The sequence below is a fragment of the Alteromonas sp. RW2A1 genome, assembly GCF_001886475.1.
GTDB classification, from domain to species: domain Bacteria; phylum Pseudomonadota; class Gammaproteobacteria; order Enterobacterales; family Alteromonadaceae; genus Alteromonas; species Alteromonas hispanica.
Genome location: NZ_CP018031.1, coordinates 336,751 through 356,519, shown reverse-complemented (window position 1 = coordinate 356,519; position 19,769 = coordinate 336,751). Strand labels below are relative to the sequence as shown.

The 19,769-nt window shown below is 47.0% G+C and carries 21 protein-coding genes; 6 read left to right on the top strand and 15 right to left on the bottom strand.

Going from position 1 to position 19,769, the window contains the following annotated elements; genetic code table 11:
- Window positions 1–284 precede the first annotated feature (284 nt).
- On the top strand, window positions 285–1,142 hold the full coding sequence (locus BM528_RS01650; protein ID WP_198033588.1) for a SprT-like domain-containing protein: 858 nt from the start codon (window positions 285–287) through the stop codon (window positions 1,140–1,142).
- A 46-nt stretch (window positions 1,143–1,188) separates the two neighbouring features.
- Window positions 1,189–4,251 carry a Tn3 family transposase gene (locus tag BM528_RS01645; protein ID WP_071978387.1) on the top strand — a complete coding sequence of 1,021 codons (3,063 nt, stop codon included), beginning with the start codon at window positions 1,189–1,191 and terminating at the stop codon, window positions 4,249–4,251.
- 41 nt (window positions 4,252–4,292) lie between these two features.
- On the opposite strand, the gene BM528_RS01640 is transcribed toward BM528_RS01645, so the two are convergent.
- A complete protein-coding gene (locus BM528_RS01640) occupies window positions 4,293–5,402 on the bottom strand; it encodes a hypothetical protein (protein WP_156844020.1) in 1,110 nt (369 codons plus the stop codon).
- Window positions 5,403–6,174: 772 nt separating this feature from the next.
- On the opposite strand from BM528_RS01640, the gene BM528_RS01635 reads away from it, so the two are divergent.
- The 4 genes from BM528_RS01635 (at window position 6,175) to BM528_RS01620 (ending at window position 9,372) form a co-directional block, all read left to right on the top strand.
- The gene (locus BM528_RS01635; RefSeq protein WP_071978385.1) at window positions 6,175–6,744 is read left to right on the top strand and encodes a YkgJ family cysteine cluster protein; all 570 of its coding nucleotides are present in this window, start codon (window positions 6,175–6,177) and stop codon (window positions 6,742–6,744) included.
- Between the two features lie 658 nt (window positions 6,745–7,402).
- Complete coding sequence (locus BM528_RS01630) at window positions 7,403–7,822, top strand: hypothetical protein (RefSeq protein WP_020745498.1); 420 nt, start codon at window positions 7,403–7,405, stop codon at window positions 7,820–7,822.
- A gap of 313 nt (window positions 7,823–8,135) precedes the next feature.
- Window positions 8,136–8,717, top strand: a complete 582-nt coding sequence (locus BM528_RS01625) for a HupE/UreJ family protein (protein WP_071978384.1) — start codon at window positions 8,136–8,138, stop codon at window positions 8,715–8,717.
- A gap of 256 nt (window positions 8,718–8,973) precedes the next feature.
- Entirely contained in the window at window positions 8,974–9,372 is a 399-nt protein-coding gene (locus BM528_RS01620) for a hypothetical protein (RefSeq protein ID WP_146129513.1), read from the top strand.
- 18 nt (window positions 9,373–9,390) lie between these two features.
- On the opposite strand, the gene hypE is transcribed toward BM528_RS01620, so the two are convergent.
- The 14 genes from hypE to BM528_RS01550 are packed head-to-tail and all read right to left on the bottom strand — an operon-like array spanning window position 9,391 to window position 19,630.
- On the bottom strand, window positions 9,391–10,437 hold the full coding sequence (gene hypE / locus BM528_RS01615) for a hydrogenase expression/formation protein HypE (RefSeq protein ID WP_020745495.1): 1,047 nt from the start codon (window positions 10,435–10,437) through the stop codon (window positions 9,391–9,393).
- A gap of 17 nt (window positions 10,438–10,454) precedes the next feature.
- Window positions 10,455–11,582, bottom strand: coding sequence for a hydrogenase formation protein HypD (hypD, locus tag BM528_RS01610; RefSeq protein ID WP_020745494.1), 1,128 nt, complete (start codon window positions 11,580–11,582; stop codon window positions 10,455–10,457).
- On the bottom strand, window positions 11,582–12,286 hold the full coding sequence (locus BM528_RS01605; RefSeq protein WP_020745493.1) for a D-sedoheptulose-7-phosphate isomerase: 705 nt from the start codon (window positions 12,284–12,286) through the stop codon (window positions 11,582–11,584). Before BM528_RS01605 ends, hypD begins: the two co-directional genes overlap by 1 nt.
- Window positions 12,287–12,291: 5 nt before the next feature.
- Entirely contained in the window at window positions 12,292–12,627 is a 336-nt protein-coding gene (locus BM528_RS01600) for a HypC/HybG/HupF family hydrogenase formation chaperone (protein ID WP_232230546.1), read from the bottom strand.
- Window positions 12,587–14,062 (bottom strand): sigma-54-dependent transcriptional regulator, encoded by a 1,476-nt coding sequence (locus tag BM528_RS01595; protein ID WP_020745491.1) that lies wholly within the window; start codon window positions 14,060–14,062, stop codon window positions 12,587–12,589. Before BM528_RS01595 ends, BM528_RS01600 begins: the two co-directional genes overlap by 41 nt.
- Window positions 14,062–15,084, bottom strand: coding sequence for a hydrogenase nickel incorporation protein HypB (gene hypB / locus BM528_RS01590; protein ID WP_071978383.1), 1,023 nt, complete (start codon window positions 15,082–15,084; stop codon window positions 14,062–14,064). The genes BM528_RS01595 and hypB overlap by 1 nt, the downstream gene beginning before the upstream one ends.
- 2 nt (window positions 15,085–15,086) lie before the next feature.
- On the bottom strand, window positions 15,087–15,428 hold the full coding sequence (gene hypA / locus BM528_RS01585; protein WP_020745489.1) for a hydrogenase maturation nickel metallochaperone HypA: 342 nt from the start codon (window positions 15,426–15,428) through the stop codon (window positions 15,087–15,089).
- Complete coding sequence (locus BM528_RS01580) at window positions 15,421–16,569, bottom strand: nickel-dependent hydrogenase large subunit (protein WP_071978382.1); 1,149 nt, start codon at window positions 16,567–16,569, stop codon at window positions 15,421–15,423. Before BM528_RS01580 ends, hypA begins: the two co-directional genes overlap by 8 nt.
- Window positions 16,566–17,138: a [NiFe]-hydrogenase assembly chaperone HybE gene (gene hybE / locus BM528_RS01575; RefSeq protein ID WP_071978381.1), complete on the bottom strand. Its 573-nt coding sequence runs from the start codon at window positions 17,136–17,138 to the stop codon at window positions 16,566–16,568. Before hybE ends, BM528_RS01580 begins: the two co-directional genes overlap by 4 nt.
- A gap of 2 nt (window positions 17,139–17,140) precedes the next feature.
- Window positions 17,141–17,362, bottom strand: coding sequence for a rubredoxin (locus BM528_RS01570; RefSeq protein ID WP_071978380.1), 222 nt, complete (start codon window positions 17,360–17,362; stop codon window positions 17,141–17,143).
- A 9-nt stretch (window positions 17,363–17,371) separates the two neighbouring features.
- Window positions 17,372–18,235: a hydrogenase expression/formation protein gene (locus BM528_RS01565; protein WP_071978379.1), complete on the bottom strand. Its 864-nt coding sequence runs from the start codon at window positions 18,233–18,235 to the stop codon at window positions 17,372–17,374.
- Between the two features lie 9 nt (window positions 18,236–18,244).
- Entirely contained in the window at window positions 18,245–18,676 is a 432-nt protein-coding gene (locus BM528_RS01560; protein ID WP_020745484.1) for a hydrogenase expression/formation protein HoxO, read from the bottom strand.
- Window positions 18,677–18,695: 19 nt separating this feature from the next.
- Entirely contained in the window at window positions 18,696–19,004 is a 309-nt protein-coding gene (locus tag BM528_RS01555) for a HypC/HybG/HupF family hydrogenase formation chaperone (RefSeq protein WP_020745483.1), read from the bottom strand.
- A complete protein-coding gene (locus BM528_RS01550) occupies window positions 19,004–19,630 on the bottom strand; it encodes a HyaD/HybD family hydrogenase maturation endopeptidase (RefSeq protein ID WP_071981095.1) in 627 nt (208 codons plus the stop codon). The genes BM528_RS01555 and BM528_RS01550 overlap by 1 nt, the downstream gene beginning before the upstream one ends.
- Between the last annotated feature and the right edge of the window lie 139 nt (window positions 19,631–19,769).

The window sequence follows — 19,769 nt, the reverse complement described above, 5'->3', positions numbered from 1 at the left end:
TCGACTACTTTAAATTCTCTATATAGAGCTTGTGTAGTAGCACTACCTATTAACGTCCCCCAGTTCAACAAGGGCTTCCCTACCACCGTTCATTTCTGCTTGATTGCGTGCTAGTATGTAATTTTTTGGAAGATAGTATGATATAGTCCTATGATTTTGAGTAGGACTTGATCTAGAAACCTTAAAGGTCAGACCAGAACACTTAACTGTAACTCATTGAATATTCGATATAAATTGAATTTGTGCAAAGAATATTTTGGATCGTACGAACCAAAACGAAGCGAATGGAACCAATAGCGATGGCGTCAAACAAACCGACTGAAAAAACGTATGGACAGCTGCAATATGCCTATGACTTTTTCAATAAAAAACTGTTCGATGCCCGTTTGCCAGAGGTCGTTTTTACTTACCACAGACAAAATCGCGTCATGGGTTATGCCTCATTTCAGCGATGGGAGCAAGGTAACAACATCTATGTCGATGAAATTGCCATAAACCCTGAATACTTTACAAAATACCCGTTAATTGAAATATGTCAAACGCTTGTACATGAGATGACGCATATTTGGCAGGGACATTTTGGTAAGCCTGGGCGACGCGGATACCATAACCAACAGTGGGCAAACAAAATGCAGGAGGTTGGTTTGATGCCTTCTTCAACAGGAAAACCAGGGGGCGCAGTAACAGGTGAAGCAATGATGGATTATGTCTTGCTCGATGGGCCATTCATGCGTGTGTGCAAAGCCTTAGTGAAGCAAGGGTTTTCTTTTCCGTTGCTTGACCGCTTTCCTGTGTTTAGAGTGGACGCGCCAATCACGGTGTATGATGACAAGGACAATCCCGTGATACTCGATCAACATTACAAATTGAAAGATCTTCCGTCTGCACCCATGGCTGCATACAAAGACGATCTTTCAGTTGTCGCCATCCAGCCACATGACGCTAGTGAAACAAACATATCAGTAATAAATAGCGAACAGATAGTGAGTGGCGCAACAGACACCGTCACCACCACGCGTCCGAAACGTCATTCAGGTCGGGTCAAGTATATGTGTAAAGGCTGTTCCATCGTATTTTGGGCGAAACCGGGATTAAATGTTGGCTGTTTGGACTGTAACTTAAAATTACAGGAAGAGGACTGAATTTTTATCTACGCTTAGGGTTTTGGAATAGGAAGCAAACCCTGTCATGCACAATGCAACACTCTTTACGCAAGCGCATCACGACACGCCGCCGGTGTTTAATGCAGTCGATCGCAGATACCATCTCCAGCTTGATGAATCCTTCATACAAGGCCCGTTAAAAGACATACGAAAGAACAGTAACCGCGTGTTCTTGTGTTTGGCGTATCGTTATTTTTGTATGTCGAACCAATTTTTTGACATCGCTATCGACGACGATATTCGTTTTATCGCGCAACAGCTAGGCATCGCGAATCCACCACATTGGGAGGACTATCAAGCCGACACAAAAAAACGTCACAAGCACATCATTCTGGAATACATGGGTGTGAAGCCATTTGTCGATGATGACGCGCAGCAACTGGTTCTAGACAAACTCATTCACTTTGCGCAATGCCAACTTCCCTTTAAACAAGCGTTTAAAACCTTGGTGGTTTTTCTTCGAGAAAAACACATCGAAATACCAGACTTTCGGACCCTTGAGACGAAAATCAAAAAAACTTATCAAGAGGTTGTCGATAAGCGAATTGAGACTGTTGAGAATTCATTGGATGCGGATACCAAACGCGAATTGGATAAACTTTTCGATAAATCACCCGGTGGTGTACACGGCCAATATCAACTGACGTTACTCAAAACCTTTTCACAAAAGCTCAGGCCACGAGAAATTGCACGAAATGTTGAGAGTTTTAAACAGCTCCACACACTCTTTTCCCTGATTGAACCTGCTTTGAAAGCACTGCATTTACCCACGACGGCCATCAAGTATTACGCGAAAACTGTACAAAAAACGCAAGTATTCCAGATTGAACGGCGCACAGAAGCTGATCGTTATTTACATTTGGTGAGCTTTATCGCGGATCGTTTCTTTACGTTGCAGGACATCTTGGCCGAGACCTTAAGGCAATCTGTCACCACCGCCTACAACGCCGCTGAGAAACAAGCTAGAGAACATTTTTACAAAGCAAGACAAACTCAGCACGCGCACGCTCAAAGCCTAGTGGCATGCACCACTGATCTGTATAAAGCCGTGCAACAAATCGAAAGTATACTCAACGAAGCGACCTTAAGTGCTGAGCAAAAATTGGCCAAAGTCAGCGAGGCAGTGCAAAAGACGAAGCCCAACCACGTTAAAACAGCAAAGACCATTGAAGATGTAAATACCGATTTAGACTCTCTTAGTGGTGATGCCTTGTTTTATCATTTTTTAGAAGAGGGCTCGCGAAAGCTTCAGCTACGATGCAATGCATTATTAAACTGTTTGAAGTTCAGTGATGACAGTGTTGATAAATCCCTTTTGAGTGTCATCAAGCATTTCCAAGAAACTGAAGGGAAAGTCGACGCCTCATTTGAAGTCGATTTTCTGTCGGTAAAAGATCGCAGACATATCGATAAGAAAGAGACATTTAGAAAACAGCTCTACAAGGTCGTACTATTCAAGTATATGTCGGACGCCATTTTTGGCGATGGCTTGTCTCTGCCCTACTCTTATGAATGTCGCTCTCTAGATGACTACCTTATTCCACAACAGGTGCTGAACGACAATTATGACTCTCTTCTTATCCAGGCTGATGCACTTCACCTAAAAGATAAAGCGATTGTTCTGGAAGAAGTGTTAGCAAAACTGGATGTTAGCTATCAACAGACAAATGAACATGTTATGGCAGAAGCCAATGACTATGTAAAAGGCGATGGGTTAGGAGGATTTCGCCTCGCACACAATAAAATGAACGCAGTTCAGCTTCAGGAAATGGTGGAAGCAGATGTTGACCTATTTCCACAAGCACTCCGTGTGACCTTACCGGAATTGTTGAGTACCGTGCATACCTGTACGGGATTCTTAAATGAACTCCAACCACACAGCCAGCGCTACAATAAAAAGCGTCCACACAATCGCGAGTTGGTCGCAGGCCTCATTGGTAAAGGGTTGCATTTCACTGAGCATAAATTTGCCAAAATCATGCGTCAGACCAATACATCGACTGTAGCAACCGTGCAAAAGAGCTTCCTGTCTAATGAAAACTGTATACTGGCCAGTAACGCTATTATGCATTTCATTGACAAAATGCCATTGGCCGATCTTTTCTTGGTCAACGGTGAGCCAATCACGTCAAGCGATGGCGTGAAGTATACCAATTCAAAAGGATCGCTGAACGCCCGAAACTCGTTTCGCTACGGCGGCAAAGAGCAAGTGGTCAATGCGTACCTCGCTAACGATTGTCGAAACTTGTTCACCCATGCAAACGTGATAGGCGGTGCAGAGAGGGAAGCCCCCTACATGATTGATTGTTTTCAGAATCAAGAAGTGGTGAAATCGAAAATGCACGTTACCGATACACATGGCTACACAGAAATGGTATTTGGTGCGACCGATTTACTCAGTATTACCTTTGCGCCCAGAATAAAAAATATTCATCGTCTTCAACGCTACGCCCCTAAAGGAAAGAAAAAGTCATATGCCCACAAAGAGTACCCCATTCTGCCAAACAAAAACATCGCGCCGGAACACATACTTGCAGGTTGGGGTGAGCTTATTCGCATGGTCGTATCTATCAAGCTGGGTTACACCACAGCGTCGCAGCTTTTCAAACGCTTAAACTCCTACACCAGCGATAGAAACCCGCTGAAAAAGGCTTTAACGGCATACGGGCAAATCATGAAGACGCAGTATATTCTGGATTATATAGACAACCTGGAATTGCGACAGGTCATTCACAAACAGCTCAACAAAGGAGAAAGTGGAAACCGATTGGACAGAGCACTGGCCATCGGCGCATCAGGTTTAGACTATGTAGAAAAAGAAGAACAAACAGCCGTTGAAAACTGTAAAAGAGTGATCAAGAACGCCATTATTTGTTGGAACTACATGTATTTGACTCAGCGACTCATAAACACTGAGGATACAGCGCAACGAAGGGCTTTAATCGAAAAGATCAAAACATCCTCAGCTAATGCATGGGACCACATAGTGATCCATGGTGAAATCGATTTTTCAGATTCTCAATTGGAAGATTCTCAGCATTTTGCATTTGAGCGTATGCATGATATCGATATTTTATTGTCCTCGTAAGGCAGGAAAATAACCATAACGAAATGGCAGACGTTGGTTCATTAGGAAACTTTCAAAATACGCTGTAATTCGATGGATTTGTCATATGTAATACTGACTAGTTTGCCTTTCCAATGTGCTTGGCAGTCAGTGATGACATCCATCGTTTTATCAAATAGACGATTGTCTTTGAGTCCCCTACTCTCAAGCCTTGTATATTCTTCATCGGCTGGGATTAAATCTTTAAAAAACGTCTCAATATGCTGGGCCATCGTCATCTTCATCGTCGCAGGATTGGCGTCTTCACGACAGCAGTGACGCAGAAATGCAATTAAAAAATCCGAATGTTGCTTGGCTATACCCGTTAGCGACTCAAAATCTTGGATACTACACACAAAAATATTGTTATAGGGAAATGGTTCACCAAATTTTACAGTGAGCGACTTGATTTCATTGGGTGCAATATCCTGAGCGATATCTATACCGCGCTTGAGCAAAAATTCACCCTGCGTCACGATAAGGCCAAAGCGTTCTTTCTCCAAAGCAGAGATTTGACTCGACGCGCCGTCCAATAAAAAAGCGCATTCCACAATCTGTTTGATTCCCTTAATGATGGAATCTTTTAACTGGCGCTTTATCAGATAGGGATTTGCAGTGCACAACGTTTCAGCACGAGGCACAACGCCTTTTGCCTCAACGAATACACATCCATCGTCGCCTGTCACAAGAAAGTCGGTCACTTTGCCTGAGATCCCTGCAACTTTGTATATAGCTTCAACGTCAGTTTCTCTAAAATAAGAAATATCTGGGCGTGACAGACAAACGTTAACGTAATGCTCAAACGCAAGACCAAAACGCTTGCGAAAGCCTGATGTATTTTTGCGCACAAAATGATTGAGTGCAGCCTCAGCGATACCTCGCCCAAGCAAGGTTACATCTGCACAGTACAAATAACCCTCGGTAATCAGAATGGGTTTATGCAAAAGGCGCGTCTCAGCAATTGTCACGGTATCGGTGACTTCTCTGGGGAAAGTGTTGCTAAGGAAGTCTTGTAGTTGCGTTGGTGTGCCAGCAATAATTCGAATACTTTTAGCTATCGTCTCCAAGCTATAATATGGATGGAGGTGTTTGACGATTTGAATATAGTTCAGCCGTCGGTTTTCTGCTCTCATACCAAAATATACATAAGACATAATTACAAAAAAAATCAGTCAGTTTTATGCCTGTTGCTTGTTTAAATTCGCTGTCGAATGGGCTTTTATTGTCAGGATGGAAAATCTCGAATTGATTGATCAATGCGCGTAACCAATATTCATTCCGGTGTTGGATCCAGAATTGATTATTGATAAGCGGTCGCATAAATAAAATGAGCGAGCCTGAATTATTTCCCGCTGCAGTTTTGCCATTTAACTCGAACAAACGGTTCACAAACCAATACACATCCTTTTTACTGGCAACCCGCGTTGATTTGTGGGGAGTCACTTCAAAAAGCTACTCAACCACAAGGAAGCTCAAAAAAGGCAATCTTTGAAAGCGTTCTACACTGTGTTCGGGATGCTCAGACAAAAACCGGTCAAGTTCAATGAGCACTGAAGTTCTATCAAAATAGCGCAGGCGACGTTTTACTTTTAAAAGTTCTTTTTCTACTGACATTATGTGTTAACGGGTTTGGATGAATGTGGTTGCAAAACGATAAATGGTGCGTTCTTGGATACAGCTAGTAAATCAATCGGTCTTTTCAAATGATTTAATTTTATTCCGCAACAATTGAACTATGATGTCACTGGGACTTGTTTCTGAAATATGTACTGCCTTGATCATATTCATTAGTTGTGTGTATTTTGAGATCTTGTGATTCTAATACATTGCTGTATAAAATCACAGTGAATCAAATGTACCTTATATCAAATCAACACAACCCATCGATTAAACAAGGCATAGAAGATGCAAATCCTAGAAAAAAAGTATGATGCAGCCAATCAAGTCGCAACATCCAATTTCAAAAAACTTTCAGATTCTATGCCTGTTGAGTTGGACCGAAAAGAAGCAAAAATAGCAACTCGATTGACCAAAGCTAATATGCCGGTGATGAAAAAGCTCAATAGGCTTTATGAGTTGATGGATGACTTATCTAAACATGTTCAGATGTTTACGCCGTGTGCTAAAGGCTGCAACTACTGTTGTACCTATCCTGTCACTCTGTCAGACATTGAAATTCAGAAGATTGAAAACGTTACTGGGGTAAATAGAAAAGCAATAATAGTAAAACAAGAGCGTGAAAAGTTTACGCCATGTCCGTTTCTTAAAAGCGGTGCATGTTCTATCTATGATGCACGACCTTTTGTTTGTAGAAGGCACGTTACCATGACTGAAACCAACGAATGGTGTAAGCCTGAGAATGCTTTTGAATATTCCTTTCCACTACTCTCCTTTACCGAAATAAATAAGTCTTATGATTTGATTAGGGTTGAGAGTGGTAATCCTTCATTAGTGGATATTAGAGATGTGTTTTGACATTTTGAAAAAGGTAACTTGCAGTAAAGAATCACGGATGGTAACAATTTTCATTCGCTATGCGTGAATTTGGTGTTTTGTTTAGGAAAAGCCTATATAAGCTGTACATCCTGCTACAGCATTCTCCATCCCGGAGTTGTCCTTTTAGGCCTTCCCGACCGGTCCTTTATCCTTAAACAGAGTTCCTTACCCTGTCTTACTCATCCTGAGCAATCCCAAGTTCGTCCGTGTGTCTTCCTGACTCGTCGTGTTTCCTTGTGACACGTTCATAGTACGCTTATAACTAAAGAACGCTAATCCACTGTCGGATATTTTTGCGTCAACTTTGCCGGCCAAAGCTGACAAAAATAAATTTAATTCATATTTTTCATTACGTTAAAAATGAAGCGACGTTTTTAGCACAGACAAGCATCCACCATATCTCACAGCTTTGTAAGATATTTCGTACAAGAAGAAAGGGAAATCGTCTTATCCTTTTGGCTAAGTTCCAAACATCGAAAATTTGCGTACTCAAAGAAACAGTCGGGGAGCTTTATAATCTGGGATTAAAAGATTGCATAGTCTGTCTGCAATTCGGTATAAGTATAGCTAAGTGTTGCAGTAGCGCCAGAGCAGGCCACTATTAACCCGCAGCCATGTATGAAAACGGACTTTATAAATGACCTCAGCCCATCCCCTCAATAAAGCAAAATTAGTGCATGGTATCCTGGCCGCTTTAAGTGTGGGCTTAATACTCTGGGTAGTGAGACAAGAAGTCAATCTGTTGCTGATGCTTGGTGTTTTTAACCTGGTTTGGATAGTGCAGTGGTACAAAACCATGCCCGACGCCACGGTAAAGGATCCGGTAAAGTATGTAACGTTTAACAACGGTCATATTCAGTTTGGCTCAACCTCAATTACGCTCCACAAAGTGACACGGGTGGCGTTAGAAACCACAAGGGAACATTGCTATTTTTCCCTCCCCTATAATCCAACAACACCGGGAAATCCGCCGGGCTTTGTTTTTCCCGCCAGCAAAGCAGTGGAGTTTAAACGCTATCTTCAGACAGAACTTGGTGATATTCATTTTATCCATTAGTGAGCTGCACCGTTAATAGATAAGTAATAACAGTCCTTTACGCTGCGCACAGGAAGTTGCCAATTGCCTGCTAACTGGCAAGCAAGTTACCAGTCACCCTGCTTTCGCTCGTTCGACACAAAAACAACAAAACAATTTAACTTCATAGACTTACGATAGTTTAATCGGTAAATTTTAGTTTGGCACCCGTTTTGCTAAATGTTGTTAATTAAAGAAATGCTAAAGCAGTAGCCATTACAATAAAGTTGTTGTTAAACATCTATACAGGCAACAACACATTAATAACTGTTCGATTTCGCAGTAAGGTAAAAACATGACACGTACACAAAAAATATCCAGCGGCCTTCTACTCACACTTGCTACCACCGCACCGGCCTTTGCGCATACCGGTCACGAGACGGTTCAGAATGCTTTTTTGGCTGGTTTGTCGCACCCCCTGATGGGTATTGATCACCTTATTGCCATGGTAGCAATGGGCTACTGGGCGTCAGGTTTTGCAGGTAAACAATGCAAGGCCATGCTTGCCGCATTTTTTGCATTATTGATTGGTGGTTTTTCATTAGGCTTAGCAGGTTTCAGCTTTTCGTTTATGGAAACGGGCATCGTCCTGACATCTGTAATCACCGGCTTACTTATTGCCACTCGTAAGAACGTAACTCAGGGCCTGGCGGTTAGCCTGGCTGCCTGTTTTGCAATGTTTCACGGTTTTGCCCATGGTCTCGAGACCGCCGGCTCCGTCCCTTATCTGTTTGCTTCAGGTTTCCTCGTTACCAGCGCCACACTGGTAGCGGCGGGCTTTGCTGTGTCGAAACTGGTCTCGCGTAGCATCCCTACTGCAAACAGAGTTATTGGGCTGGTAATTGCAATGATGGGAGTATCGTTGTTTTCAATTTAGGTGACCCACACCAACTATTGAATGCCATGGGCGGGAGCCGATCTTAGGGTCGGCTCCTTTTTTGCGTTATTAACACCGATGGCTTCATATAATGTTGCGCTAACACATTATAAGCCAGCACAACCTTCACTAACTCAATTGCATATTACCGGAATGTTACCGTAAGCTATTAAGATTAAATAATATGTAAGGCATTCAGGGATGAGTGAGTCAGCTTTTTACTGTAAGCCCTTTCAAACCGTCTTGCGGTGCTGATATGAAAACAGAAAAAGAAATTCTCGCTGAATTTACAGCCCTTGTTTTTGAAAAGGGACAGCCATCAGCCATGGATATTTTTACCAAACAGAATCTGTTAAAAGGATCTTTAACTTCTGTAAGGCTGGCAGCTAACGACGCATTAGAACTGTCTGCTTTAATGCGCCAGGATGAACAGAACAAGTTGAATCTTAAAATGAAGGAGAGCGGTTTACCTTCTCTCACTACGATGCATAATAAGGCATTCAGAAACTTTCTTAAGATTGCCAATCGGGGCATCATCAAAAAAGAACAAGAGTACCAGCTGGTGCGCTCTGTATCAGAAACAACTATTTTAAGTTTGGAACAACAGTCCATTGCTTATAAATTGTTGGAGAGCTACGAACAAACGCACAGCTAACAAAAAATTATGTAAGCGCTAGCAGATCCGCGGCAGTTGCTCACCCACCAGCATATCCAGAATGCGCTCTCCGCCAAAGTGAGTTTTCACCAGCACGCGGTTATAGTTCGATTCAATGACTTCACCAATAATAGCTGAATCTTTACCGGCCGGGTGATTACGCATCGCCTCAAGCACCGCCTCAGCTTTATCGGCCGGGACTGCCGCAACGAGTTTACCTTCATTAGCAAAATACAGTGCATCGAGCCCCAGGATCTCGCAGACACCGCGCACGGTATCTCTTACCGGGATATGTTCTTCCTGCAAACGAATACTGACGGCGGATGACTCAGCGAATTCACATAAAACCGTAGCCACACCGCCCCGGGAGGCATCACGAATAGCGTGCACATCCGGACACGCTTTCAACATGGTTTGGACTAACTCATTTAACGCCTGGCAGTCGGTTTCCAGCGTCACATCGAGCGCCAGATCACCGCGGGCATTAAGTATTGCCGCGCCATGATCGCCTATCAGGCCATTAACAATAATTTTGTCGCCTACCCGGCAGTTAGACGCTGAAATATCAACGCCTTCAGGGATCACCCCTATGCCACTGGTATTGATAAAAATTTTATCGCCTTTGCCTTTCGGTACCACTTTGGTGTCGCCGGTGACGATGGTCACTCCGGCCTTATCAGCGGCGGCTTTCATTGACGCAACCACACGCCGCAGGAGCTCAACATCGAGCCCTTCTTCTAAAATCATACCGCAAGACAAATACTTTGGGATCGCGCCAGACACAGCAATATCATTTACCGTCCCGTTCACCGCCAGCGAGCCAATATCGCCGCCCGGAAATTCTACAGGGTCTACCACGTAAGAATCGGTGGTAAACGCCAATTGTGCGCCACTTTGCATTAGTTCAGCCAATTCAAACCGAGCCTGATCTTCCAGTTGCTCCAGGTCGGGATTAGCGAAGGTCCCCACAAATACATCTTCAATCAGATCGCGCATGGCCTTGCCGCCTGCGCCATGAGCCATGGTGATGGTTTTGGCCCGCAGGGTCCGTTTAGGTTTATTCATACTGCTTACTCGGTTAGTTAAACGGCTTGTTTTACGTCGATTTTGCCATAGCTGTAGTAGGCGGAACAGGCGCCCTCAGTCGATACCATCAACGCGCCAATAGGTGTTTCGGGGTTGCACTGCTCGCCAAACAATTTGCACTCCCAGGGCTTGAGAACCCCCTTGAGCACTTCGCCACACTGGCAGGCTTTAGGATCGGCCACGTGGGCAGGCTCTACGGCAAATAAGCGTTCAGCATCAAATCGGGCGTATTTTTCACGAATGCGCACCCCTGAATGGTCGATTGACCCCAGGCCCCGCCACTCAAAAAATTCGCGCAGCTCGAACACTTCACCAACGGCTTTCAGGGCGTTATTGTTACCCTGCTCGGGAACAATTCGTTTGTACTGATTTTCCACCAGCGCCTTGCCATCACGGATTTGCTCTACCACCATCAGCATGGACTGCAGAATATCCAGCGGCTCAAAACCGGCAATCACCAGCGGGCGTTTATAATGACTGGCAATAAAATCATAAGGCGCTTTACCAATCACCATCGATACATGACCGGGCCCTAAAAAGCCATCGATAACCATATCTGGTGAATCCAGAATCGCCTTGATGGTAGGAATGATGGTGATGTGGTTGCAGAACAGCGAGAAGTTTGTGATGCCTTCCCTATCCGCCTGTAGTAGCGTTAATGCCGTACTCGGCATAGTGGTTTCGAAACCCAACCCAAAAAACACCACGTTTTTATGCGGATTTTTACGGGCAATATCCAGTGCATCCATGGGGGAATAAACCATACGTACATCACAGCCATCAGAATTGGCCTGTTGCAGGCTTTTTTTCGAGCCTGGCACACGCATGGCATCACCAAAAGTGGTAAATATCACATCAGGTTGTTCAGCAATGGCAACGCAGTCGTCTACTCTTCCCATCGGCAGCACACAAACCGGGCAGCCAGGCCCATGTACCATTTCAATCTTATCGGGTAACAATTCTTCCAGTCCGTAGCGAAAAATAGAGTGCGTATGGCCTCCGCATACTTCCATTATTTGTAACGGGCGTTGGGCGGTGGTGGGGATTTCCTCTACCACGGCATGGATGCGTTCAAGCACTCGCCGGGCCATTTGAGGATCGCGAAACTCATCGACAAACTTCATTATTTCTTCTCCTGAGACAACCGGTTGTCAGCCAGCAGGCTGTGCACCAGATCCCATAAAATGTGATAGCAGGCCAGGTGACATTCCTGAATGCGGTGAATACTGTCGCTGGGTACGGTAATACAATCATCGGTGAGTTGTTGTCGTTGCAGCTCTCCACCGGTTCGGCCGGTAAAGGCAATCACGCTCAGATCCATGGCCCGGGCTTTTTTGCAGGCTTCGATTAAGTTGGCTGAGTTGCCACTGGTGGAGAACACCACCAGCGTATCACCGGGGCTGGCCAGCGCGGATAACTGCCGGGTGATGACATGTTCGGTACCCACATCATTACTCACTGCCGTCATCATCGCGGTATCCTGAGATAAGTTGATAGCTGGCAGCGCTTTGCGACCGGTAGTAACCGGGTGCATAAACTCTACAGCCAGATGCGCGGCATCACAGGAAGAACCGCCATTGCCTGCGGTTAACAATTTTCCCTGTTGTGCATAACTGTCCGCAATGCGTTTTGCAGCAGCCAGCAAGGTCTTGCTGTGGCGCTCAAAAAAAGCCTGCTTCACGGCGATACTGTCACGCGCTTTAGCCTGAACAGAGGCAACCAGGGCACTATCTAACTCGTCGTTATCATTAGGGTTAACAGCCGGAGCCTGGCCGGTAAAGGGGTACAATGCCGACAGAACTGACTGGTTATCGGTAGGCTCGCTCATCACCGTTATCCCTGCGCACCCTGCTGCATGGCGTCGAGTTCTTCCTGTAACTCACCAATCTCAGCAAGAATCTCCAGCGTTCGCCGGGCTTCTTCCTCATCGATAATGCTCATGGCAAAGCCCACATGCACCAGCGCCCAGCTACCCACTAAAGTTTGCAGGTTACCATCAGCAGGCACCACACAACTTAAGTTAGCTTCGCGTTTTACACCGGAAACCTGAACAATGCCGGTTTGCATGGCCTCATCGCTGATCGCGACAATCTGGCCGGGGATCCCTAAACACATACTGATATTCCCCTTAATGCTGTTTACTGGTTTCTGAGTCGCCGGATTTCTCAAGCTCGTAGCGTTCCAGCTTGGAACGCAATCCTACCCGCGATAAACCCAGTTCCAGTGACGCGCTGCTTTTATTCCAGCGATGGCGGATCAACGTCTCGCGCAGAATGCGTTTTTCCAGCAGCTCAACCTTTTCTTTTAGCGTGCCTTCAAGGCCAGCAAACATATCAATGTCTTCATCCTCTCCGCCAGGCGCCGCTCTTAAGACCCGCGGATTGAGCAGGTCTGCAGTTAGCCATTCGCCTTCACACATTACCAGCATGCGGCGTACCTCATTTTGTAATTCACGCACGTTACCCGGCCAGCTGTACCGTTTCATACAGGCGATGGCTTCTTCACTAAAACCTTTTACCGGCTTGTCGAATTGATGCATGGCGGTTTGTAAAAAGCTGTTTGCCAGTACCGGAATATCTATCGTACGGCGAGACAATGCCGGCAGCTCCAGGGTGACTTCGGCTAAACGAAAATACAGATCCTGCCTAAACCGGCCGGCGCGCACTTCTTCTTCGAGGTCTCGGTTGGTTGAAGCCACTACCCGCACATTGACCTTGCGGCGCTGTTGCTCGCCGAGGCGGCGAATTTCACGCTCTTGCAGAACCCGCAACAATTTAACCTGAAATGCCGGGCTGATCTCACCAATCTCATCCAGAAAAATAGTGCCGCCATCAGCCTGTTCAAACAGACCCACATGGTCGGTAATCGCGCCGGTAAACGATCCTTTTTTGTGGCCAAACAATTCAGATGCCAACAGTTCATCGGGCATGGCACCGCAGTTTTCTACCACAAACGGCCGGTCTGAACGCAAGCTGTTGTAATGCAGCGCCCTGGCAAAGAGTTCCTTACCCGCACCAGATGGGCCGGTGATCAGCACCGAGACATCATAAGGCGCAATTTTGCTGACCTGGTCACAGATTTTATTCAGCGGGCTTTGCGCATGGCGTTTTATCTCTTCAAGCTGAAAGCTATTACGCAGATGGGCTTTTTTCTCACTAACCTGCTGCTCGGCCTGCTCTTCGGTAAGACGCATCTCCATATTCAGCAGTGCATTCTCACTTTGTAAGGCGCACATCCGGCACGCACTGCGGATAATCATTAGCAGACTTTCCGGGTGCCAGGGTTTGGTGATGTACTGCAAAATACCTGCTTCGTTGAGGCCTTTGATAATGTCTTCTGAGTCGGTATAGCCAGACAAAATAAGCCGGGCGACCTGAGGCCAGCGATCCCGCACTTCGGTTAGCAATTCCACACCGGTACGATCCGGCATGCGCTGATCGCACAGGATCACCTGCACGTCATGGCTTCTCAGTAATTCCAGCGCCAGGTCGGCGCTATTGGCAGTTAATACGTCAAACTCTTCATCCAGAGTTCGCTCAAGAGTTTCAAGCGAACGGACTTCATCATCAACGCATAACAGAATAGGACGTTGAGATGTGGTCATTATAAGATTGCCTTAAACTGCTCTACCTGTTGTTGCAAAAGATAAATACGCGATTCAATGATGGCTGCCCGTTTGGTGTTGATCCAATCAAGCCACTCCTGCATGCCCTCGCCGCTTTTGGCTGACAGCTGAATAATACGGATTTCCGGATTGACCCGTTTGGCGTACTCAATGCATTTCTCGACATCAAAATCCAGATACGGCAGCAGGTCAGTTTTATTCAGGATCATCAATTCTGAAGCATGGAACATATCCGGATACTTCAGCGGTTTGTCTTCGCCTTCGGTGACCGAAAGAATCGACACTTTTGCCGCCTCGCCCAAATCAAACGAGGCCGGGCAAACCAGGTTACCGACATTCTCGATAAACAGCACGCCGCCGGTCATCCCGGAAAAGTTCTCCATGGCATGACCGACCATGTGCGCATCGAGGTGGCAACCTTTGCCGGTATTGATCTGAATAGCCTGAACGCCGGTTTCGCGGATGCGGTCTGCGTCATTGGCCGTTTGCTGATCGCCTTCAATTACGCCTACGGTGTAACGGTCTTTAATGCGGTTAATGGTTTCAGTCAGTAAGGTGGTTTTACCTGATCCCGGGCTGGAAACCAGATTGAGCACAAACAACGACTGTTGTTCAAAGCGTACCCGGTTTTGCGCGGCGTACTGGTTATTTTTACCCAGAATATCCTGCTCAATTTGCACCATTCGGCTTTGACTAAGGCCTGCCACATGGGCATGAGCAGGGCCTTTGCCGAAGTGAATGTTATCGCCATCACTTTCAATGCCGCTGTGGTCATGCTGGTCTTCATGACTGTGAGCGTGTGAATGGTCGTGACTATGTCCACCATGATGGTCGCCATGATGGTGATGATGATCATGGTCGTGATGATGATGCCCGTGGGCATGTGAATGATCATGACTATGCCCATGAATATGAGTGTGATCATGGCTATGCCCGTGGGCGTGTCCCTCATGCCCTTCTATTTTAACTTCACCTTCTGAACAACCGCAAACCGTACACATGTTTATGCCACCTCTAGTTCTTTTATTCTCATTTCTTCACCCTGCGTTATCTGTAAGTGATAACTGCCACAAACAGGGCAACTGTCATAGCGTTGCGTGACCGGGACGGTATCCAGACACTGCAAACAGAAGGCTTTTCCCGGCATTTTTATAATGTGCAGGCTGGCGCCTTCGGCCAGACTTCCTCTTATTACTGCATCGAAACAAAACGTTAGTGCGTCGGCTTCGATAGTGGCGAGCGGGCCAATCTCGACCCACACCGCTTTGACTTTTTCAAACGACTGGCTCACGGCCTGTTCTTCTAATACCTGCAGGATCCCTTCTGCAATAGACATCTCATGCATGGACTAACTCCAACTGCCACGACACACAAGGGTCGAGAAGTTTTATCAGGGTTTCCGCCACCGGGGTTACCTGATCCCAGGGTAAATATAGCCCTTCCAGCATGGTTTTGAGACTCCCCTGGGGATGAAAATTCCACTCAGTGGGGGCAATAATCTGGTATTTAGCTACGTGATTACGGTTATCCAGTTCAACTTTATGTAGCAGTGAACCTCTGGCCGTTTCGACTACAGAGCAGCCGCGCACGCCTGTACCCTCAGCCTGACTATACTGATGCTGGCGGACTATTGATCTGAGCCTCATTGGCGCTGTGGTTATTTCACGGTAAAGCGAGCGCAGGCGACTTTCAATTAAAAATCCCCTGGCTTCAATATTTTGTCGAGCCCAACGGCCAGTCTCGGCCGGTGCTCCGTTAACGGTTGGCTGATGACAAAATTGTTCCGCTTCCGCAGCCTTTAACGATGTCAACACTACCGTCAGCTGTTGCGACTCAGTTAAGTTTAACGTTTTTGCGGCCAGTCCTAACGGGTATTTACCGCAGGCTTTCAACAACTGACATACCTGGGTTGATAATCCCATCGTTGCTAACGAGGATCCTGCCTGGTTGGCCGGTAATAATGGCTTAATAACCTCTTCCAGTTGCCGGGCCAATTGCTCTAGCGCCGGCTGACAACCCGCCTCACCGGATGTTGCCGAAGACAGGGTTAAACTCCAGTCAAGTTGCTTACGGCACTGATTAAACCAGTCCACCACATTACTCATTCTGGATTTATGTTGCGGCGCCCAGTTGGTCACCCAGCTAAACACTTGCTCCCGTAAAGACTCTGCAAATAATAGCGTATCCCGGGCTTGTTTGATGACTAACGTTTCGCTAATGCCAGCGGCGCTCTCTACGGCTCTGAGCGCGGCGATTAACTGCCCCATCCCGCAAATATAAAAGAGCGATGGCATCATCGCCAATACCCGATCAACCGGTTTTTCCCTGAACAGGCGGGTAACGGCAAACGGGCGGGTATTGTTTATCTCAACGGCTTTGATATGGTCACGGTTATAACAAATGGTTACTTGTATGCCGCCGGTAAGCGGATTAGTCGCTGTGTTATGCGCTTTACTTCCGGCAGCCAGTTCTGCAGCAATATTCATGGTCTGCTGTCCTCCCGCCGGGCGAAGTTGCCGGTTAAGAATGCCCGGCGACTCACCTGTGGCGTCTCATCATCGGCCACTTGCTGTGCACTCCCTGCATCACAGTCTTGTGCATCAAGCTCAGCGGCCTGGCGCATTTCGCTATGAACCGTATAGCTTTGATGTCGTTCTGAAGGCGCAACGTTTTCGGCATCAAACAACGCTGCCAACACTTCCTGCGCGGTTTCCATCGCTATGCTCTGTGATGAAAACTCAAACATCGGTGAAAACACCGAGCAGGTGGCAAAATCGCCACATTCTCCGGCATAAGCACGGATAAACTCGTATTGGCCGGAGGGCAATTTCTGACGAAATTTAGCACCAACCTGCTGAACGTTATGATGAGACGCCTCGCCCGGGAGCAACACAATATTCATACACCAGGGCGTAACGATAATGCCCAGCCAATTGTCTTCCCATGACAAAAATTCGGTCGCATCCACTGCGAGCTTATTATTGTATACCGGCAGGCCTGCCATTTTGCGGGCTACCGATTCATAGAAAGCGACAACTGCTGTACCGTTTGACACTGTTAGTCCTCTATCACCATAAACTGATCGCGGTCACCATCACATTCCGGACACCGCCAATGGTCAGGCAGGTCGACAAACGCCGTGCCTGGTGGAATTTGCCAGACCTCATCACCTTCCGCCGGGTCGTAAACATACCAGCATATCTTGCATTCCAGTCTGGCCTGCTTATCTATCCGGCTGGCGTCGCCTAAATAACTGCCTTCAAAACCCTGAAAACTCATTCTGCCTTCCTATACCAGTGCATCGCGAATTTCAGACAGACGGACCGCTGAATCGGCCAGATCCTCGGGGGCGGCGCAAGCCACTGCGGGTATTGCCACAATTTCCAGAGTGTCCAGGATTAGTTGGTCGGTACTGTTGTAATACTGCACTCGCCACAGGCCATCCACCTGAGTCGACGTGATCCGGCAGTTGCCGTATCCGCGGGACAAAATGGTGACACTGCCGGTACCGGTAGTTTCGGTCAGACTGTAGTGGTCTTCAGGCGAAAAAGGTAACAACGACAGGTTTATTACATGCGAAGCCATCCCTGGGTCGCGCTGGTAGTCAACTGAGGTATCCGCAATTTCTATCAATACTGAAGGCGCATTCAGTAGTCCTTCTGGCAGGCTGGCGATTCGGGCGGGTAAATCCACCTTAGTGGCAAATGCCTGGTCTTTCACACATTCGGGGATCTCTGCCACCTCAATAGCTTCTGCAGTCACGTTACCCTGCTCGTCAAAGGTACGTAAACGCCAGATACCGGCCATTACCGTTTCCTGAATTCTGACCGGCTTATCGCCATCGATCAGAACGCTCACCTCGCCTTCACCGAGGATTTGATTAAGCAGGTTTAAGTCTGCCTCTGGTAGCTCAGTAAGCGTCATAATGCTGCTCTGACCGTTTTCGTTGATCTGGCCAAGCATAAGCTGGATATCGGCGAGGATACTCATGGCCTGAGGGCAACGTTCCAGCTCACTTTCTTCCGGAAACGATGGCATATCATAGGTGTTCATTTCCGATGGCATCTTCATGTAATCAAGCACCATGTCGCCTTCTGACTGGCTGCCCGGCCCGATTGGGACATTGACGATGTTTATACTGTTATCACGCATGTTGTTCCCCTATTGTCCGCAACTTTTACTCACCGGATTAAACACTACCGGAATACCGATACCCGGATCAGGGCGGGGCTCCAGCGTCAGAATTCGATTGATTTCGTGTACGTAGTCATCCCAGTTTTGCACTTTGGTAATGGCGTCGAGATACTGGCCATGCTTAAGAAACACCAGTGCCGGCCACGCCATAAAGTTATAACGGCCGCGACAGGCGGTTTGAATATCTTCAGATACCACCGCCGGGGTAAGCTGAGGAAACTGTTTGATCAGCTCTGGCAGGATCACAGCTACATCCAGGCTTTCCGGAAAGCGTTTAGGATCTTCGGTTAAAAACAGTACACTAATTGGTGTCTGCTCTATGAAACCTTCAAAATTATCGTCATCGAGTAAAGGGTAACCTAACTCGTCGATAAGACGATTGATCAGCGGTGAGTTCATAGTGTTCTCTTATCTTGTGTTATTTTAAAAGCGGTTTTAAATGGTCTGGTAGCTCAGGCTCGCGCTCGACCAGATCTTTAAAGCAATCGTCGAGATCAACACTTTGCCCGCACATCACCCGTTCTATAGCGCTGACGGCCTCTTCCACCTGTTGTGCCCGCGCTTCAGTGAGCACTTCCCGGGCAGCGTCTAAAAAGACTAACAACCAATCACCTGGTACTACATCGCCCACCAGCGATATATCAATCCAGCGCTGCTCTGCGCCACGCTGACAGTAAGCCTTGTGGCTGTCGGTGTGAATTACCTGAAACGGCACGCCAATACACATTACTTGGTACTTTCCCCTACAGCACTGCCTATGACACGGCTATCACCGGTACGGCAGGCTGCCTGCTCATCCGGGCGGCCCTGCTCATACTCACTCAGGTTTAACTGACCCGGCGCCAGTGCCTGCGACGTCCCCGCGCTTCGTTGCGCAGAAATACCAAACTGCGTCAGGTAGGCCAGCGCAATGTCGATAGCGGGTTGCACCTGCGCCTTTACTTCTTCGCGCAAACTGCCGCCAAAATCTTCCAGCTCAACCGGCTGACACCCCACCAGCAACAAATCTGCCGGGTAATGACCGGTAAACTCGGCCATGGCTAACACTTCCTGAAAACCGGTCTGATGCAGACTCATCTGTTTAGCGCCCATAAATTTAGGCACTTCGTCGTTATAGATGGTTTTTAAGGTGCCTGGTGCAAGGCCGTAATCAATAGCGTCGAACACCACCAGCACATCGGCTTCCTGAACATGCTGTACCAGATAAATGCCCTGGGTACCGCCATCCATGATCTTTACGTTTTCGCCAAACTCGTAATTCTGGTTGAGCGCCTCAACACAGCGAACACCAAACCCCTCATCGGCCCATAACACATTGCCAATGCCCAAAATAAGTATTTGCTTTTCATTCAATCGACTTTGCACGGTGTAAAACTCAAACTCTCTGGCGCTTGCGCTAATTACATTTTATTTACATACATCAAGTTGCATGCCAACTTAGTAAAAAATCAGGAATCACCGTATGGCGGGGTGTCACGGGGGGCGTTACAAG